Genomic DNA, 17,235 nt, shown 5'->3' on the forward strand with positions numbered 1-17,235 from the left:
GTGTCATCTGAGATGCTCCCCGTGGGTGACCGGTTGCGAACCAGGCCGCATGGTGGAAGAGAACCATGGAACCGGCCCGCGAAAGGGTCGGTGAGCAAGGTCCCGGCGCGGGTCCCTCTGCTCGGTGCACCGGGGCCGCTACAGTCCGTGGCCGAGGTCGATTCCTGTCACCGGGCCGCTTCACGGGAGGCACAGCAATGGCGCGCGAATCCGAGTCCGGACTGCCCATCGAACCGGTTTATGGTCCCGAGGCCCTGGACGGCTGGGATCCGGCCGAGAAGCTGGGCGCGCCGGGCGCGTACCCGTTCACCCGTGGGGTGTACCCGTCGATGTACACAGGCCGTCCGTGGACCATGCGGCAGTACGCCGGTTTCGGCACGGCCACCGAGTCCAACGCCCGCTACAAGCAGTTGATCGCCAACGGCACGATGGGTCTGTCGGTCGCCTTCGACCTGCCCACCCAGATGGGCCACGACTCGGACGCCCCCCTCGCGCACGGCGAGGTCGGCAAGGTCGGAGTCGCGATCGACTCGGTCGACGACATGCGTGTCCTGTTCGGCGGGATCCCGCTGGACAAGGTCTCCACCTCGATGACGATCAACGCGCCCGCCGCGCTGCTGCTGCTGATGTACCAGCTGGTCGGCGAGGAACAGAGCGTTCCGGCGGACCGGTTGACGGGCACGATCCAGAACGACGTCCTCAAGGAGTACATCGCCCGCGGGACGTACATCTTCCCGCCCAAGCCGTCCCTGCGGCTCATCGCGGACATCTTCAAGTACTGCCGGACCGAGATCCCGAAGTGGAACACGATCTCGATCTCGGGCTACCACATGGCGGAGGCGGGCGCGTCTCCCGCGCAGGAGATCGCGTTCACGCTCGCCGACGGCATCGAGTACGTCCGTACGGCCGTCGCCGCCGGCATGGACGTCGACGACTTCGCGCCCCGCCTCTCCTTCTTCTTCGTCGCCCGTACGACGATCCTGGAGGAGGTCGCCAAGTTCCGTGCGGCCAGGCGCATCTGGGCCCGGGTCATGAGGGACGAGTTCGGCGCGAAGGACCCCAAGTCACTGATGCTGCGCTTCCACACGCAGACCGCCGGTGTCCAGCTCACCGCGCAGCAGCCCGAGGTGAACCTGGTCCGCGTCGCCGTCCAGGGCCTCGGCGCGGTCCTCGGCGGCACCCAGTCGCTGCACACCAACTCCTTCGACGAGGCCATCGCGCTGCCCACCGACAAGTCCGCGCGACTGGCCCTGCGCACCCAGCAGGTGCTGGCCTACGAGACGGACGTGACGGCGACGGTCGACCCCTTCGCGGGCTCGTACGTCATCGAGAGGATGACCGATGACGTCGAGGCGGCCGCCGTCGACCTCATGACGAGGGTCGAGGACCTCGGCGGCGCCGTCGAAGCCATCGAGCACGGCTTCCAGAAGGGCGAGATCGAGCGCTCCGCGTACCGCGTCGCCCAGGAGACCGACTCCGGCGAGCGCGTGGTGGTCGGCGTCAACCGCTTCCAGCTCGACGCGGAGGAACCGTACGAGCCGCTCCGCGTCGACCCGGCCATCGAGGCCCAGCAGGCCGAACGCCTCGCCCGGCTCCGCGCCGAGCGCGACCAGGCGGCCGTCGACACCGCCCTGGCCGCGCTGAAGAAGGCCGCCGAGGGCACGGACAACGTCCTCCACCCGATGAAGGACGCCCTGCGCGCCCGCGCGACGGTCGGTGAGGTCTGCAACGCGCTCCGTGAGATCTGGGGCACCTACGTCCCCTCGGATGCCTTCTGAGCCGGGCGATTCCTCGACGGCGACTGACGGGCGAGACGCCTCTACGGGCTGTCGGAGGCCCGTGCGACACTCGCTTTCATGCTTGGTGTCATCGATCTCCCCACCTATCTCGCGGGTCTTGTCCTGATCGTCCTGTTGCCGGGGCCGAACTCGCTGTACGTGCTGTCCGTCGCCGCCCGCAGGGGTGTCCGCACGGGATATACCGCCGCCGCGGGTGTGTGGTGCGGGGACACCGTGCTGATGACGCTGTCGGCGGCCGGTGTGGCGTCGCTGCTGCAGGCGAACGCCGTGCTGTTCGGGATCGTGAAGTACGCGGGCGCGGGCTATCTGACGTGGCTGGCGGTCGGGATGCTGCGGGCGGCGTGGGCGATGTGGCGGGCCCGGCGGGAGCCGGTCGAGCAGAACGCGGAGCCCGAGGCCGTGGCCGGGGAGCGGCCGTTCCGGCGGGCGCTCGTGATCAGCCTGTTCAACCCGAAGGCGATCCTGTTCTTCGTCGCCTTCTTCGTGCAGTTCGTCGACCCCGGGTATGCCTACCCGGCGCTCTCCTTCGTCGTGCTCGGCGCCTTCGCCCAGCTCGCGAGCTTCCTGTACCTGACCGCGCTGATCTTCAGCGGTACGCGCCTCGCGGCGGCCTTCCGCCGGCGCAAGCGCCTCTCCGCGGGCGCCACGACCGCCGCCGGTGCCCTCTTCCTCGGCTTCGCGGTCAAGCTCACCCTGGCCAGCGCCTAGGACGACCCGGCCGGCCCGTTTTCAGCCGACGGCCAGACCCGCCCGGGCCGCGTACGCGGGCAGGTCCCGTGCGTCGGTGCCCGCCCATCCCACGTACCCGTCGGGGCGGACGAGGAAGACCCCGGTCCCGTACCGCTCGTACGACCCGATCCGTGCGGTGCGGACTCCGGGGAGCACCGGCGGTTCCGCGTCCGTGCCGACCGTCAGCAGGGTCCAGTGCGGTCCCCGGAACACGTCGAAGAGGCGTACGCCCTCCACGTTTCCGTCGGGGGCGCGGTCGCCCGCGCGCAGGGCCCCGTCCGGCAGGTCGGTACGGGTCTCCACCGCGAGGGAGGAGTCGCGGTATCCGAGCCCGAGCTGGCGGGTCGCCCCGCCGCGCCGGAGCTCCCCGCGGTGGACCCGGGTGGACAGGCCGAGCATGTCGGCGGCGACGGGGAGCCGTTCCTCCTCGTAGGTGTCGAGGAGGGATCCGGGAGCCGCGCCGCGCAGGACCGTGCCGAGCTTCCAGCCCAGGTTGTAGGCGTCCTGCACGCTGGTGTTGAGCCCCTGGCCGCCGGCCGGCGAGTGGATGTGCGCCGCGTCCCCGGCGAGGAAGACCCGCCCGGCGCGGAAGCGGTCCGCCAGTGCCGTGCGCGGCCGGAAGTCCGAGGCCCAGCGCACCTCGGTCACGGCCTCGGGCGACAGGTGGGAGCGCGCGGCGACGGTCTTGCGGATGCCGTCGGGGGACAGGTCGACGTCCGTGCCGTCCGGGAACTGCGCGACGACCTGGAAGTCCTCCGTCCCGGCCAGCGGGCAGATCGCCAGAAAGCCGCCGCCGGTGTCCTCGCTCGGCGGGAAGACATGCCAGTTGTCGCGGTCCAGCCCGGTGATCCGTACATCCGCGACGAGCATCGGGCCGGGGTCGACGGTCTCGCCGGTCATGGCGATCCCGAGCGCGCGCCGCACCGCGGAGCGGCCACCGTCGGCGGCGACGACATACCGTGCGTGGACCGGCGCGCCGGAGGCGAACTCCACCGTCACCCCGTCCTCGTCCTGGGCGAGGGCGACCATCTCGCGGCCGAAGGCGACCCGCCCGCCGAGGTCCGTCAGCCGCGCGAACAGGATCTCCTGTGTGCGCCACTGCGGCACCATCCACGGCGCGTTGTACGGCGAGTCGTCGGTCGGCTCGGCCGGGTCGAACATCTGGTGCTCGCCGACGCGCCTGCCGTCCTGCCAGATCATCCCGACCGGGTAGTCACCGCCCGCCGCGCGGATCGCGTCGAGGACGCCGAGGTCGTCGAAGACCTCCATCGTGCGCGGCTGGATCCCCTTGCCGCGGGAGCCGGGGAACAGCCCGTCGGCCCGCTCCACGACGAGGGCGTCCACCCCGCGCCGGGCCAGATCGGCACCGAGGGCGAGACCGGTGGGTCCGGCCCCGACGACGAGCACATCCACGTCGACGTCCACTGCCATGTCCGTTTCCGCACCCACGGCCATCTCCTTAACGCTGTTAAGTTCCATGTGCCGAGCCTGCCCTTAACGGCGTTAAACTGTCAAGCGTGGATACCCAGAGACCCCAGCGATCCTCCAAACTGGACAAGAGGCAGGTCGTCGGGACCGCTCTGCGGCTGCTCAACGAGACGGGCCTCGACGGCCTCACCCTGCGGGCCATCGCCAAGGAGCTGGACGTCCAGGCGCCCGCGCTCTACTGGCATTTCAAGAACAAGCAGGAACTGCTCGACGAGATGGCGACGGAGATGTACCGCCGGATGGTCGAGGACACCGGGGTGGAGCCGGACGCCGGCTGGCGGGAGCGGCTGCTCGCCGCCAACCGCGGACTGCGCGCCGCCCTGCTGAGCTACCGCGACGGCGCGAAGGTCTTCAGCGGTTCACGCTTCACCGGCACGCTGCACGCCGTCGAGATGGAGCGGACGCTGAAGCTCTTCACCGAGGCGGGATTCTCTCTCGCCCAGGCGGTCCGCGCGACGTCCACGACGTACGTGTACACGATCGGCTTCGTCACCGAGGAGCAGGGCGTCCAGCCTCTGCCGGGCGAGCGCCGCGAGGGCTACGACGTGACGGAACGCGCCCGCCGTATGGCCGACTTCCCGCTGTCGGCCGCGGCGGGCGCGGAGATCTTCGAGGACTACGAACGGCACTTCGAGGAAGGCCTGAGCCTGGTCGTCGCGGGCATCGAGGCGCGCTACGGGGTCGGCTGAGCGGGCGGCGCCGGGGTCCGCCGGGCGGAGGGGCGGCTTCGGCCGAGGGCGCCCGGTCCGTTCCTACGGGCGCGGCTTCGACAGGGCCGTGCGGAGCTTCGGGGCGAGCCGCTTCTCCACGTACTGGTTGAGCACCCAGGCGAGCAGCAGCATGGTGGCCACCGTGGCCGGGAACGTGCCGTACGAAGGGAGGTGCAGGGTCTGGTGGTAGGCCTTGATGACCACCCAGCCCAGGTGTTCGTGGACCAGGTAGAACGGGTACGTCAGCGCGCCTGCGACCGTCAGCCAGCGCCAGTTCGCCCAGTGCAGCCAGCCCAGCGCGATCGCGGCGACGGCGACGTAGCCGAGGGTGACGACCAGGATGATGCCGAAGGACGAGCGGTTGGAGAAGAACTCCGGGTTCGGGGCGTGCCACAGCCGCTGGACCGCGTAGTGCTGGCCGATCAGCCAGCTCACGCCGACAATGCCCCAGGCGTGCGCGTCACGGCGGTTGCGGTGGACGAGGTAGAGGCCGACGCCCCCGATGAAGTACGGGGCGTACTCCGGCATCAGGACCATGTTGAGGAGTGGCTCGTTCACGCCCTGAGCGATGGCCGCGGCCAGTGTCCAGCCGGCGCAGAACAGGATCACGCGCTGCCGGTTCGCCCCCGGCAGCACGATGCACAGCGCGAAGAGGGCGTAGAAGCGGACCTCCGCCCACAGGGTCCAGCACACGCCCAGCACCCGGTCGACGCCCAGCGGTTGCTGGAGCATGGTGAGGTTGACCAGCGCGTCGCTCGGGGAGACCGTCTTGTACGCGACGAACGGCAGCGCGAACACCGCCGTCACGATGACGACCGCCGCCCAGTAGGCGGGCAGCAGCCGGGAGGCGCGGGAGGCGAAGAACGAGCGCAGCGGGCGGCCCCAGCCACTCATGCAGATGACGAATCCGCTGATCACGAAGAAGATCTGGACGCCCATGCAGCCGTAGGCGAAGAAGCTGTGGAGCGTGGGGAACTGGTGTTTGGGCGAGCTTCCCCAGGCCCTGGTGACATCGCCGTCGCGGCCGCCGTAGTGGTACGCCGCCACCATCAGCGCGGCGATCAGCCGCAGTCCGTCCAGGGCGCGTAGCCGGGTCTCCCGGGGCTTGCGTTCCTTCGGCCGCGGAGGCGCTTCGGCCGAAGGAACGACGGCGCGGACCACGGTGTCTGTGGAAGTCCCGCGCACGTCCTCGGGAATGTTGCTCACGGTCTACCCCTCGACGTGTCTTCTGTTAATTCCCTAGCACGTTAGTCCGATTCGCAGGAGGGGTATGACAAATGGGCGCACGCTTTTTCCAGCCGACGCCATGAATTCATCTGGGGGTCGTTTTCGGCATGCTCGGCGGCGTACTCCCCCGGCGCAGAAAACGAATGCGGCGCACGACGCGACGGACCGTCGCACTGCGTGCCAGGAAGGCGAGCCGCGCCGGGACGGCACCCGGCAGCCCCAGCACGGTGAGCCGCCGCCGCTTGAAATAGCGCCAGGTGCGCTGGTCGAGGTGGTCGGCCAGATAGCGGACAGCGGCCGGACGCAGGCCCGGATGGATCTTCGGCTGCATCGCGAACCCAACGGTCCGCACGAGCGCGGTGAGGTCCGCGGTGTCCATGCCCGGCCGCTGCCCGGTGACCGCCTGCCGGTCCGTCAGTTCGGGCAGCAGCGCGTCGGCGATCGTGACGGGGACACGGTTGCTGTTCTCGTACGGCGTCAGGCACTCCAGCAGCAGGCCGGTGCCGACGCGGGCGACGGGCAGGCCGTACAGCGCGGACGCGGTGAACAGCGCCGTGGAGAAGCAGCCGACGACCAGTGAGGGCCGCATCCGCTGGTACAACACCTCGGCGAGGACCGGTGAGTCGAGCACGGTCAGGTCGACGCCCAGCTCCGCCGCCTCCTTCTCCAGGGCGCGCGACCAGCGGTCCGGGGCCGTGGGGTGCGGCTTGAACACCACACAGGTCCGGCCGAGTGCGACGGCGCCCCTGAGCATCCGTACATGGAGGTGCTCCTCCTCCTCGGCGGTGAGGATGTCGAGCGCGCAGAGGTACTGGCCCAGGAGCAGGGCGGGTCCGTCGATCGCGGGCAGCTCGGCACCCGGGTCCACGGAGTCGGCGAGTTCGGCGAGCACCTTCAAGAAGGCGGAAGCGGCCACCGTCTCCGGTTCGACATCGAACTCGGTGAGCAGCAGTGGTTTCAGGCCCGGCACCAGGTCCAGATGGAGCAGCCGGGTCACCCGGGTGCCGACCAGCGGGTCGATCTTGCTGCGGGTGGGGCCGTAACTCATCAGCCCGTCCGCATAGACGGTGACGGGCGCGTCCGTGAAGATCTGCGCGAGGCCGAGTGCCGGGTTGACCTGGATGGATTCGACGGCCAGCTCGACGTCGTCGTCGCCGAGGCCCCAGACGAGCCGCAGTTGGCGCTCCCACAGCGGTACGTCGTCGAGCCTGGGGGCCCAGCCGCCGGGATGGAAGGGGCGGATGGTCTCGTTCCAGGAGATCACGTCGTCGAAGCGGGTGCGCAGCCGTTCGAAGCCGGGCATCGCGGCGATGGCGGGCGTTGTCTCGGGGGTCGCCGCGTTGTTGGAGACGAGCAGGACGCGCCGGTCGGCGGGCGCGAAGCGCGTGGTGTCCAACGCCGCCGCGAGCGTGGCCGTGCCGTACAGCGTGGAGGCGAGGAAGATCTGCGTGGTCACCCGGACACCCCCGCGGCAGGGGCGGGACCGCGGCGCAACCGGCGCAGGAGGGTGGCGCGCTGTTCGTCCATCGAGTCGAGGACCTCGTCGAGCACGTCCCGCGGCATGTGCCGCAGGGCCGCGGCGCTCATCGACTTGAGTGTCCGTGCCACCGGGGGCTCGAACCTTTCGATGGATCCCAGATGGTGGGCGATGATCGCGCAGTAGGTGCGTACGGCCTTCGGCAGGAATTCGTCCGCGCGGCGGTCCTCGCCGGTCTCCGCCACCACCTGGTCGAACGCGCGCAGGAAGTCGAGCTGGCGGATGTCCCCGATCTGGGTGAGGGAGGAGGCGACACCGCGCCGGTAGAAGACGCCGAGCAGTCCCACCGCGGCGAAGGTCTCCGCCTCCCGGTGCAGCTTCCAGATCCACGGCCGGTCCTCGGCCGTGCGCAGCCCGTCGGTGAAGTGCAGCAGGCCCCGGTCCAACAGGCGGCGGTGGTAGATGCCCGCCCAGGCGTACGCGTAGTCGACGGAGGTCGAGCGGTGGGCCGGCAGGATCGCGTCGCGCGGAGACAGGGCAACGCCCCGGGGCGCGATGGGGGCCCGGTGGAGGGTGCGCGCCTGCGCCTGGCACTGAACGTGGTCGGTGCGCACAAAGTCGCATCCCAACTCCTCGGCCGAAGCGAGGAGTTGGGACAGATACCCGGGAGCGAGCCAGTCGTCGCCGTCCAGGAAGGTGAGGTACTCGCCGCGGGCCGCGTCGATTCCGGTGTTGCGCGCGGTGGCCAGGCCGCCGTTCTTCCCGTGTCTCAGGAGTATGGCCCCGGGAATCTCCTGTGCCGCTCGGTCGAGGATCCCGGAAGTTCCATCGGTCGAACAGTCGTCGACAAGCAGGAACTCGAAATCGTCGTGGGTGTTCGAGCGAAGACTTCTGAGCGTGTCAGGAGCGAATTGCTGAACGTTGTAGAACGGCACAATGACGGAGAGCTTGACCACACGGCCGACGCTAGGCCGGAGCCTGCTCGAAATGTGAGCCACGGAGTGGACGTACAGTTAACGAGGAGTGAAAGATTCGGTAAGCCTCTTGATTTCTGAGCGAGTTGGGAATATGCGTGCGACCGCCTATCCGAGTGTCGTCCGCTTGATGGTGCGCACCCGTCGCGCCACCCGCCGCACCGTGGCGTTGCGCGGAATGAAGGCGAGCCGGGTCGGTACCCCGCCGGGCAGGTCGAGCGCGGTGAGCCGACGGCGCTTGAAGTAGTGGCCGGTGTCGGCCGGACGGTGGGTGAGGTAAGCGGTGGCCGTCCGATGCAGGCCCGGGTAGATCTGTGGCTGCATCATGAACCCGACCGTCTCGACCAGGCCCGTCAGCTCCCCGATCTCCGCCGTCCGCCCGCTCTCCAGATCGGGCAGCAGCGCGTCGGCCAGCGTGACCGGGACGCGGTTGCTGTTCTGGTACGGGCTGAGCCGCTCCAGCAGGACTCTGGTACCGACACGCGCGGTGGACAGTCCGTAGAAGGTCTTCGCGGTGAACAGCGCGGTGGAGAAGCAGCCGACGACGAGAGCGGGCCGGATGCGCTCGTAGAGCACTTCGGCCAGCACGGGTACGTCGAGGACGGTCAGCCGGACGTCGAGCCGCTCGGCCTCCTCCTCCAGGGCCCGGCCGTAGCGGGCGGGCGCGGTGGGGTGCGGCTTGAAGATCACCTGACGGTGCCCCTGGGCGACGGCGCCCCGCAGCATCAATACGTGCAGCTCCTCCTCCTCCTCGGGCGTGAGGATGTCGAGCGCCGACAGGTACTGGCCGAGCAGCAGGGCGGAGTCGTCGGGCAGTTCGGCCAGATCGGCCGTCGAGCCGCCGATGGCGCCGAGCACCTTCAGGAAGGCGTCCGTCGGTACCGTCTCCGGTGCCACGCCGAACTCGGTGAGCAGCAGCGGCTTCAGACCGGGCACCAGGTCCAGGTGCAGCAGACGGCGCACGCGGGTGCCGACCAACGGGTCGATCTTGAAGCGGGTGGGGCCGTAGCTCATCAGGCCGTCCGCATACACGTCGATGTGCGCCAGAGAGAAGATCTGGCTGACGGCGAGGGCGGGGTTGACCTGGATGGACTCCACGGCCAGCTCGACGTCGTCGTCCCCGAGGCCCCACAGCAGCCGCAGATGCCGCTCCCACAGCGGGGTGTCGTCGGGCCGTGGCGACCAGCCGCCGGGGTGGAAGGGCGCGATGGTCTCGTTCCACGACAGGACGTCGTCGAAGCGGTCGCGCAGCGCCGCGAAGCCCGGCATCTCGTCGACTGCGCTGGTGACTTCAGGGTTTCCCGCATTGTTGGAGACCAGCAGGATGCGCCGGTCGGCGGGGCGGAAGCAGTCGGCGTCGATGGCCGCGGCGAGCGTGGCGACTCCGTAGAGCGTGGAGGCGCAGAAGATCTGGGTGGTCATGCGGTAGCGGCCTCCGTCACCGGGCGGCGTCGCAGTCTCCGCAGTCGCGAGGCGCGCTCCCAGTCCATCGAATCCAGGGCGTCGTCGAGAAGGTCCTGCGGCAGGCGCTTGAGGGCCGCCGCGCTCAGGGTGCGCAACCTGCGGGCCACCGCCGGTTCGAACTTCTCTATCGTGTTGAGGTGGTGGGCGATGATCGCGCAGTACGTGCGAACGGCCTTCGGGAGATAGAGGTCGGCATCCCGGTCCTGCTCGGTCTCCGCTATCACCTGGTCGAACGCCCGTATGAAATCGAGCTGGCGTACGTCGCCTATCTGGGTCAGGGACGAGGTCACGCCGCGCCGGTAGAAGATCCCGAGCAGCCCTCCGGCCACGGCGAAGGACTCCGCCTCACGGTGCAGGCGCCAGATCCAGGGCCGGTCCTCGGCGGTGTGCAGGTGCTCGGGGAAGTGCAACAGGCCGCGGTCGACGAGCCTGCGATGGTATATGCCCGCCCAGGAGTACGGGTAGTCGACGGGTGTCGAGCGGTTGTCCGGCAGGATCGTGTCGCGCGGCGACACGACGGTGTTCCGCAGCCCGAAGGGCACCCGGTGGATGACCCGTTCGGTGCCGGTGCACCGCACATGGTCGGTGCGCATGAAATCGCAGCCCAGCTTCTCGATGCCGGCCAGCAGCTGTTCGAAGTAGCCGGGAGCGACCCAGTCGTCGCCGTCGAGGAACGTCAGGTACTCACCGCTGGCGGCGTCGATTCCCGTATTGCGCGCGGCGGACACCCCGCTCTCCGTGCGCCGTATGTGCACGGCGCCCGGGAGATCGCGAGCCGCGCGCTCCACGATCTCGCGCGTCCCATCGGTCGAACAGTCGTCGATGAGTATGAATTCGAAGTCGTCCCGCGTGTTCGCGCGCAGGCTCTTCAGGGCTTCTGGGGCATATCTCTGCACATTGAAGAATGGCAGGATGACGGAGAGCTTGACCACCTGCTTGACGGTAGATGGCCGCCCGGCATTCGTCTTTACCGTTGGTGAGATGTCAGGTGAACGACGCGTGGCGGAATAGTGAACCGCGTCGTTTTCTCAGCCGATCCTGGGCTGATTCCCCATTCGTCGATGTGCTGTTAACCGTTTGTTGCATTCGGGTTGGGCCGCTCCTCGAATTGGGTTCCTAGCGTCTAGGACGTGCCAGCAAGTACCACGAAGTCCCTGCGAGTGGCCGTCCTCGCGGATTCCGACACCAGGTGGAAATGGGGCTCGCTCACCGCGAACCGCATTTCCCCGGCCGAATCGGACATCCGCCTCGACGGATTCCTCCTGCGCGGCCGTGCCACCCCGACCGCCCGCCAGCTCGAAGAGGTCGGCGTCCGCGCGGATTCCCTCCGCGAGGTCACGGCCGTCGAGTTCCTGCGCGAGCTGGGCAAGGAGGACTGTGCCTACGACGTGGTCGTCCTCGCCCTGGTCGGCGGCGCCGTCCAGGCGGTGCTGCACGGTCTGGCCCGCGCCTGGGACGGGCGGACGAAGCGGCCCCTGGTCGTCACCGGCTATGTCGGCGTCGTCTACGAGAAGCTCGCCGACGGGCTGCTGCTGCGGCACGGCGCGGACCTCGTCCTCGCCAACTCCCGCCAGGACGCGGACCGTTTCCGGGCCGTGTACGAGGGGGTCGGCGCCGAGGCCGGGTCGGTGACCGAGGTCGCGCTGCCCTTCCTCGGCGGGGCGACGTACACGGAGAACGACCCGTCCGCGAAGCCGGGGCGGCCCTGCACGGTCGTCTTTGCCGCCCAGCCCTCCGTACCGGAGAGCCGCAAGGACCGCACGTACCTGCTGGACCGGCTGATCCGCCACGCGCGGCTGCACCCGGACCGCGAGGTCCTGCTCAAGCTGCGCTCCAGGCCGGGCGAACACACCACGCACATCGAGGAGCTGCCGTACCAGAAGCTGGTGCAGAAGGCGGACCCGCCGGCCAACTTCCGCCTGGTGTACGGGCACATGGGCGAGGTCCTCGACCGCACCGACCTGCTGGTCACCATCAGCTCCACCGCCGCCCTGGAGTCCCTGCACCGCCGTATCCCCACCGTCGTCCTCAGCGACCTCGGGGTGCGCGAGGCGCTCGGCAACCACCACTTCGTGGGCTCCGGCTGCCTCGCCTCCTGGGACCAGCTCGACGCGGGGCACCGGCCGGTGCCCGACCCGGAGTGGGTGGCCCGGCAGGGCGTCGCCGCCGACGGATCGTACGAGACGGCCTTCGACGCGGCACGGCAGCGCATCACCGGACTGCTCGCGGCGGACGAGCTGCCGCCGCTCGCCCCCTACTACACCCCCGTCACCGCGCCCGGCTATCTGCCCGGCATCCTCGCCCGCCACCACCTCGGCCCGGACGGCAGCCCGCTGCCCGGCGCCCCCGTGGCGGACCGGGAGCCCAGCCCCGTACGGCAGATCGTGCGCCGGGCCGCCCGCGGCGCCTACCGCCACGGCGTCCAGCGCGTGGCACCGGTGATCCGGCGGATGGGCGAACTGTGAGCGCCCCGACAGCGGGCAGCCCGCGGCCCTTCGCCCCCTCACGCCTTCCTCGCCTCCCTCGTCAAGGAGAACAGCGCATGACCAACTCGGAAGCGGGCCAAGCCGCGCCGGTGCGCCGCGTACTCGCGGTGATCCCCGCGCGCGGCGGCTCCAAGGGCGTGCCCGCGAAGAACCTCCTCCCCGTCGGCGGTGTGCCGCTGGTGGCCCGTGCGGTGCGCGAGTGCCGCGCCGCCCGCCTCGTGACGGACGTGGTCGTCTCCACCGACGACCAGGCCATCGCGGCGGCCGCCCGCCAGGCCGGCGCCGAGGTCGTGCTGCGTCCCGCCGCCATCGCCGGGGACACCGCCACCTCGGAGGCCGCCGTCCTGCACGCCATGGACACCCATGAGGCGCTGCACGGCTCCCCGGTCGACGTGGTGCTGCTCGTCCAGTGCACCAGCCCGTTCATCATCCGCGAGGACGTGGACGGCGTCGTGGACGCGATCCTCGCGGGCGGCGCAGACACGGCGCTGACCGTGGCCCCCTTCCACGGCTTCGTGTGGCGCGACGGGGACGACGAGCCCGCCGCCGCGGTGGCCGTCGAGACCGAGCGGGCCGCCGTCGACGGCGGCACCGACACCCTGGTCACGGACACCGCCACCAGCGGCGGCTACGGCGTCAACCACGACAAGTCCTTCCGCCCGCGCCGCCAGGACCGCCCCCAGGACCTCCTGGAGACCGGCGCGGTCTACGCCATGGAGGCGAACGGCTTCCGCGTGGCGAAGCACCGCTTCTTCGGCCGCACCGAACTCGTGCGCACCGACCCGGCCCGCGTGCTGGAGATCGACGACCCGCACGACCTCGCCCGCGCCCGCGCGCTGGCCCCCCTCTTCGACGCGAACCGGCCCGGTTCGCTCCCGACCGCCGAAGACATCGACGCGGTCGTCCTCGACTTCGACGGCACCCAGACCGACGACAGGGTGCTGATCGACTCCGACGGACGGGAGTTCGTCTCCGTGCACCGCGGGGACGGCCTCGGTATCGCCGCCCTCCGCAGGAGCGGGCTGACGATGCTGATCCTGTCCACGGAACAGAACCCGGTCGTCGCCGCCCGGGCCCGGAAGCTCAAGATCCCGGTCCTGCACGGCATCGACCGGAAAGACCTCGCACTGAAGCAGTGGTGCGAGGAGCAGGGCATCGCGCCTGAGCGCGTGCTCTACGTCGGCAACGACGTCAACGACCTCCCCTGCTTCGCCCTCGTGGGCTGGCCGGTGGCGGTCGCGAGCGCCCACGACGTCGTGCGCGGCGCCGCACGCGCGGTCACCACCGTCCCCGGCGGCGACGGCGCGATCCGAGAGATCGCCAGCTGGATCCTCGGCCCCTCTCTCGACTCCCTCGACAAGTAAGGAACTTCCCCGCCATGAGCACCAACTCCCGTCTGCGCAACTTCGGTTCGAAGACCGCCGGCCCGGGTCACCCCGTCTACGTCGTCGGCGAGATCGGCATCAACCACAACGGTGAGCTCGAGAACGCCTTCAAGCTCATCGACGCCGCCGCCGAGGCAGGCTGCGACGCCGTCAAGTTCCAGAAGCGCACCCCGGAGATCTGCACCCCGCGCGACCAGTGGGACATCGAGCGCGACACCCCCTGGGGCCGCATGACCTACATCGACTACCGCCACCGTGTGGAGTTCGGTGAGGACGAGTACCGCCAGATCGACGAGTACGCCAAGAGCAGGAACATCGACTGGTTCGCCTCCCCGTGGGACACCGAGGCCGTCGCCTTCCTGGAGAAGTTCGACGTCCCGGCCCACAAGGTCGCCTCCGCCTCCCTGACCGACGACGAGCTGCTCCGCTCGCTGCGCGGCACCGGCCGCACGGTCATCCTCTCCACCGGCATGTCCACCCCGAAGCAGATCCGCCACGCGGTCGAGGTCCTCGGCAGCGACAACATCCTGATGTGCCACGCCACGTCGACCTACCCGGCGCAGGCCGAGGAGCTCAACCTCCGCGTCATCAACACCCTGCAGGCCGAGTACCCGAACGTTCCGATCGGCTACTCCGGCCACGAGACGGGCCTGCAGACCACCCTCGCCGCGGTCGCCCTCGGTGCCGCCTTCGTCGAGCGTCACATCACCCTGGACCGCGCGATGTGGGGCTCCGACCAGGCCGCCTCCGTCGAGCCGCAGGGCCTGACCCGCCTCGTCCGCGACATCCGCACCATCGAGGCCTCCCTCGGTGACGGCGTCAAGAAGGTCTACGAGTCCGAGCTCGGCCCGATGAAGAAGCTGCGCCGCGTCACGGGCGTCGTCGCCGAGGCGGAGATCGCCGCGGCCGCGGGCGAGCCCGTCTCGGTCTGAACGTCCTGAATTCCTTACGACGGGACGGTCGTACGCCGATGAGCCCCCGCGCCGGTTCCACCGGCTCCACCACTCTCGCCTTCGTCGAGAGTCCGGTACAGCTCCTGAACGTGCTGGAGTGGGCGCACGCGCACGCCCACAACGGTGCGGCGCCCGGCGCGGGGCTCACCCTCGTCGTCCTGTCTCCCAACGACCCGATGACCCGCGGCCAGCTCCGCCGGATGGCGGAACTGGCCCGCGACGAGGGCCACGCGGTCCGCTGGGAGGAGGCGCGCGGCGGCACCACGGCCCCGTTCCACACCATCGGGGGACTGGCCCCGATGCTGCGCAGGGCCCGGCGGATCGTCATGGGGGACCCGTTCTCCCGCTATGTGCAGCTGCTGTTGACCATCACCCGGGCGCAGGACCTGGTCGTGGTCGACGACGGCACGGCGACGATGGAGTTCGTCGCCCAGCTCGCCCGCGGTGAACGCCTGGTGCGCTGGCACAGGCGCGGGGGCCGCCGCGGTCCGCGGGACGTTCTCTTCGCTCCCGTGTCCGCCTCGGCCCGCCGCCGGCTGACGCCCAGTGACCGCCGTACGGTCGAGGTCTTCTCCTCGATGCCGATCGAATCGGCACCGGACGGTGTCCGCGTCACCGCCAACGACTTCTCCTGGACCCGGGCCCGGTTCGGCCCGCCGCGCATCACCAAGGGCGCGGACCTGGTCGGCACCTCGCTCGTCGAGACGGGCGTGGTCGACCCGGACCGCTATCTGGAGGCGGTCCGCGCGCTCGCCAAGGCGCACGGCGCGACCCGCTACTTCGCACACCGCCGCGAGAGCAGCGACAAGCTGCACCGGCTTGCCGTCGAGACGGGTCTGGAAATCGTCCGTCCCGACCTGCCGCTCGAACTGATCGCCCGGCGCGGCCCCATCGGCCGGACGATCCTGAGCTTCCCGTCGACGGTCGTGCACACGCTGCCGCTCGCCCTCGTCGGCACCGATGTGCGCGTCGCGGTCTGCGACATCGACCCGAGCTGGCTGACCGAGAACGCCTCGCCACGGGCGCAGGGTTTCCTGTCCGGGGTCACCGGGACGGCCCGGGACGTCCACCGTCTCTCGGCGGTATCCACCATCTAGTTCAAGCCACAAGTACATTCAGGCGTTCAGAGCTCGGCGCACCGCGCCGGGCTCTTCTGTTGGTCCATACCGCGATCTACGCGCATCATCGGGCCGTCCTCCGCCCATCCTCCACGACGAACGCACCGAACAGCCGTGTGCTGTTCACCAGTTCTCCACAACGCACGCGTTGGGGCGACACGATCCGGCCATTGAATCGCAGCGCGCGGTACCGACAGTGGACCGCGCGGGGGTTCCGTTTCCGGAATGGGGGACAGCACGTGGCGTCCGCGCAAGAGGAGTCCGACAGACCGGAGTCCGGAAGATCCGAGTCCGGAGAACCGGCATCCGGCATACCGGGGACCGGGACAGCGGAGCCCGACAGAGCGGAGTCCGACAGACCGGAGCCGGGAAGAGCGGAGCCGGGCGGGGCGGGGACCGAGGGGTCAGGGACCGGCGAGGCCGTCCCCGGCCGGCCGGAGGTCCAGGAGCTCACTCCCCGACGGCTCAACGCGGCCCGCGGTCTCGGTGACCGCGTCTTCCGGTACCAGCTCACGGCCACCGGCATCGCCGTCCTCGCCGTCATGGCGGGGGTCGGCCTCTTCCTCCTCCTGAGGGCCGGTCAGGCACTGCGCGCCCGGGGCTTCGCCTTCCTCACCACCGCCGAATGGCAGCCGGACGTCCACAACTTCGGCATCGCGGCCGTCATGACCGGCACCATCCTGATCGCCCTGGTCGCGGTGTCGATCTCCGTGCCGCTGGCCGTCGGGGCCGCGCTGTTCATCTCCGACGTGGCCCCGCCCGGACTGCGCCGCACTCTGGTGTCGATGGTCGACCTGATGGCGGCCGTCCCCTCGGTGGTGTACGGGCTGTGGGGGCTGTTCTTCTTCCAGCAGCACGTGATCGGCCTGTCGCGCTGGCTGTCCACCTGGTTCGGCTGGATCCCCCTGTTCCAGGTGGACGGTGCCCAGCCGGGCGAACCGCTCGCGTCGGAAAGCGTCTACACGGCTTCCACCTTCATCGCCGGGATCGTCGTCGCCCTGATGGTCGCGCCGATCCAGTGCTCGGTGATGCGCGAGGTCTTCTCGCAGGCCCCGGCGGGCGAACGCGAGGGCGCCTACGCGCTCGGCGCCACCCGCTGGGGAATGATCCGCGCGGTCGTCCTGCCGTACGGCAAGGGCGGCATCATCGGCGGCACGATGCTGGGGCTCGGCCGGGCGCTCGGCGAGACGATCGCGGTGTACATGATCATCTCGCCGGTCTTCACCATCCAGCTCCACATCCTGCAGACCGGCTCGAACTCGGTCTCCTCGCTGATCGCCCTGCACTACGGCGACGCCTCCACCTTCGGTATGTCGGCGCTGATGGCGGCCGGCCTGGCGCTGTTCCTGCTCACCCTGGCGGTCAACTTCACCGCCTCCTCCGTGGTGGCCCGCAGCCGCTCCGGCGCGCAGAGCGAGGCATGAG

14 protein-coding genes are annotated in these 17,235 nt (G+C 70.1%); 8 read left to right on the top strand and 6 right to left on the bottom strand.

Features of this window, described 5'->3' with window-relative positions:
• The first annotated feature begins 197 nt into the window (after nt 1-197).
• Both N4G66_RS22675 and leuE read left to right on the top strand, forming a co-directional pair.
• A complete protein-coding gene (locus tag N4G66_RS22675; protein ID WP_261705980.1) occupies nt 198-1,778 on the top strand; it encodes an acyl-CoA mutase large subunit family protein in 1,581 nt (526 codons plus the stop codon).
• A 78-nt stretch (nt 1,779-1,856) separates the two neighbouring features.
• Nucleotides 1,857-2,507, top strand: coding sequence for a leucine efflux protein LeuE (gene leuE / locus N4G66_RS22680; RefSeq protein WP_261705981.1), 651 nt, complete (start codon nt 1,857-1,859; stop codon nt 2,505-2,507).
• Between the two features lie 21 nt (nt 2,508-2,528).
• On the opposite strand, the gene N4G66_RS22685 is transcribed toward leuE, so the two are convergent.
• Nucleotides 2,529-3,983: an FAD-dependent oxidoreductase gene (locus tag N4G66_RS22685; protein ID WP_261706009.1), complete on the bottom strand. Its 1,455-nt coding sequence runs from the start codon at nt 3,981-3,983 to the stop codon at nt 2,529-2,531.
• Nucleotides 3,984-4,045: 62 nt separating this feature from the next.
• On the opposite strand from N4G66_RS22685, the gene N4G66_RS22690 reads away from it, so the two are divergent.
• Nucleotides 4,046-4,705, top strand: a complete 660-nt coding sequence (locus N4G66_RS22690) for a TetR/AcrR family transcriptional regulator (protein WP_391858857.1) — start codon at nt 4,046-4,048, stop codon at nt 4,703-4,705.
• A 63-nt stretch (nt 4,706-4,768) separates the two neighbouring features.
• On the opposite strand, the gene N4G66_RS22695 is transcribed toward N4G66_RS22690, so the two are convergent.
• The 5 genes from N4G66_RS22695 to N4G66_RS22715 form a co-directional block, all read right to left on the bottom strand.
• On the bottom strand, nt 4,769-5,887 hold the full coding sequence (locus N4G66_RS22695; protein ID WP_391858861.1) for an acyltransferase family protein: 1,119 nt from the start codon (nt 5,885-5,887) through the stop codon (nt 4,769-4,771).
• A gap of 151 nt (nt 5,888-6,038) precedes the next feature.
• Nucleotides 6,039-7,409, bottom strand: coding sequence for an alpha-2,8-polysialyltransferase family protein (locus N4G66_RS22700; protein WP_261705983.1), 1,371 nt, complete (start codon nt 7,407-7,409; stop codon nt 6,039-6,041).
• Nucleotides 7,406-8,386: a glycosyltransferase family 2 protein gene (locus N4G66_RS22705; protein ID WP_261705984.1), complete on the bottom strand. Its 981-nt coding sequence runs from the start codon at nt 8,384-8,386 to the stop codon at nt 7,406-7,408. Before N4G66_RS22705 ends, N4G66_RS22700 begins: the two co-directional genes overlap by 4 nt.
• 126 nt (nt 8,387-8,512) lie before the next feature.
• Nucleotides 8,513-9,826 (bottom strand): alpha-2,8-polysialyltransferase family protein, encoded by a 1,314-nt coding sequence (locus N4G66_RS22710; protein ID WP_261705985.1) that lies wholly within the window; start codon nt 9,824-9,826, stop codon nt 8,513-8,515.
• Nucleotides 9,823-10,800 carry a glycosyltransferase family 2 protein gene (locus tag N4G66_RS22715; RefSeq protein ID WP_261705986.1) on the bottom strand — a complete coding sequence of 326 codons (978 nt, stop codon included), beginning with the start codon at nt 10,798-10,800 and terminating at the stop codon, nt 9,823-9,825. The genes N4G66_RS22710 and N4G66_RS22715 overlap by 4 nt, the downstream gene beginning before the upstream one ends.
• A gap of 198 nt (nt 10,801-10,998) precedes the next feature.
• Between N4G66_RS22715 and N4G66_RS22720 the strand changes: the two genes are divergently transcribed.
• The 5 genes from N4G66_RS22720 to pstC all read left to right on the top strand — a co-directional run bounded on the left by N4G66_RS22720 (nt 10,999) and on the right by pstC (nt 17,234).
• The gene (locus tag N4G66_RS22720) at nt 10,999-12,333 is read left to right on the top strand and encodes a DUF6716 putative glycosyltransferase (protein ID WP_261705987.1); all 1,335 of its coding nucleotides are present in this window, start codon (nt 10,999-11,001) and stop codon (nt 12,331-12,333) included.
• 77 nt (nt 12,334-12,410) lie between these two features.
• Nucleotides 12,411-13,718 carry an N-acylneuraminate cytidylyltransferase gene (locus tag N4G66_RS22725; RefSeq protein WP_261705988.1) on the top strand — a complete coding sequence of 436 codons (1,308 nt, stop codon included), beginning with the start codon at nt 12,411-12,413 and terminating at the stop codon, nt 13,716-13,718.
• Nucleotides 13,719-13,732: 14 nt separating this feature from the next.
• Nucleotides 13,733-14,671 carry an N-acetylneuraminate synthase family protein gene (locus tag N4G66_RS22730; RefSeq protein ID WP_261705989.1) on the top strand — a complete coding sequence of 313 codons (939 nt, stop codon included), beginning with the start codon at nt 13,733-13,735 and terminating at the stop codon, nt 14,669-14,671.
• Between the two features lie 38 nt (nt 14,672-14,709).
• Nucleotides 14,710-15,789: a hypothetical protein gene (locus N4G66_RS22735; protein ID WP_261705990.1), complete on the top strand. Its 1,080-nt coding sequence runs from the start codon at nt 14,710-14,712 to the stop codon at nt 15,787-15,789.
• A gap of 260 nt (nt 15,790-16,049) precedes the next feature.
• Nucleotides 16,050-17,234 (top strand): phosphate ABC transporter permease subunit PstC, encoded by a 1,185-nt coding sequence (pstC, locus tag N4G66_RS22740; RefSeq protein WP_261705991.1) that lies wholly within the window; start codon nt 16,050-16,052, stop codon nt 17,232-17,234.
• The last annotated feature ends 1 nt before the right edge of the window (nt 17,235 follow it).

It is taken from the genome of Streptomyces rhizosphaerihabitans, from assembly GCF_025399795.1.
Lineage (GTDB): Bacteria > Actinomycetota > Actinomycetes > Streptomycetales > Streptomycetaceae > Streptomyces > Streptomyces rhizosphaerihabitans.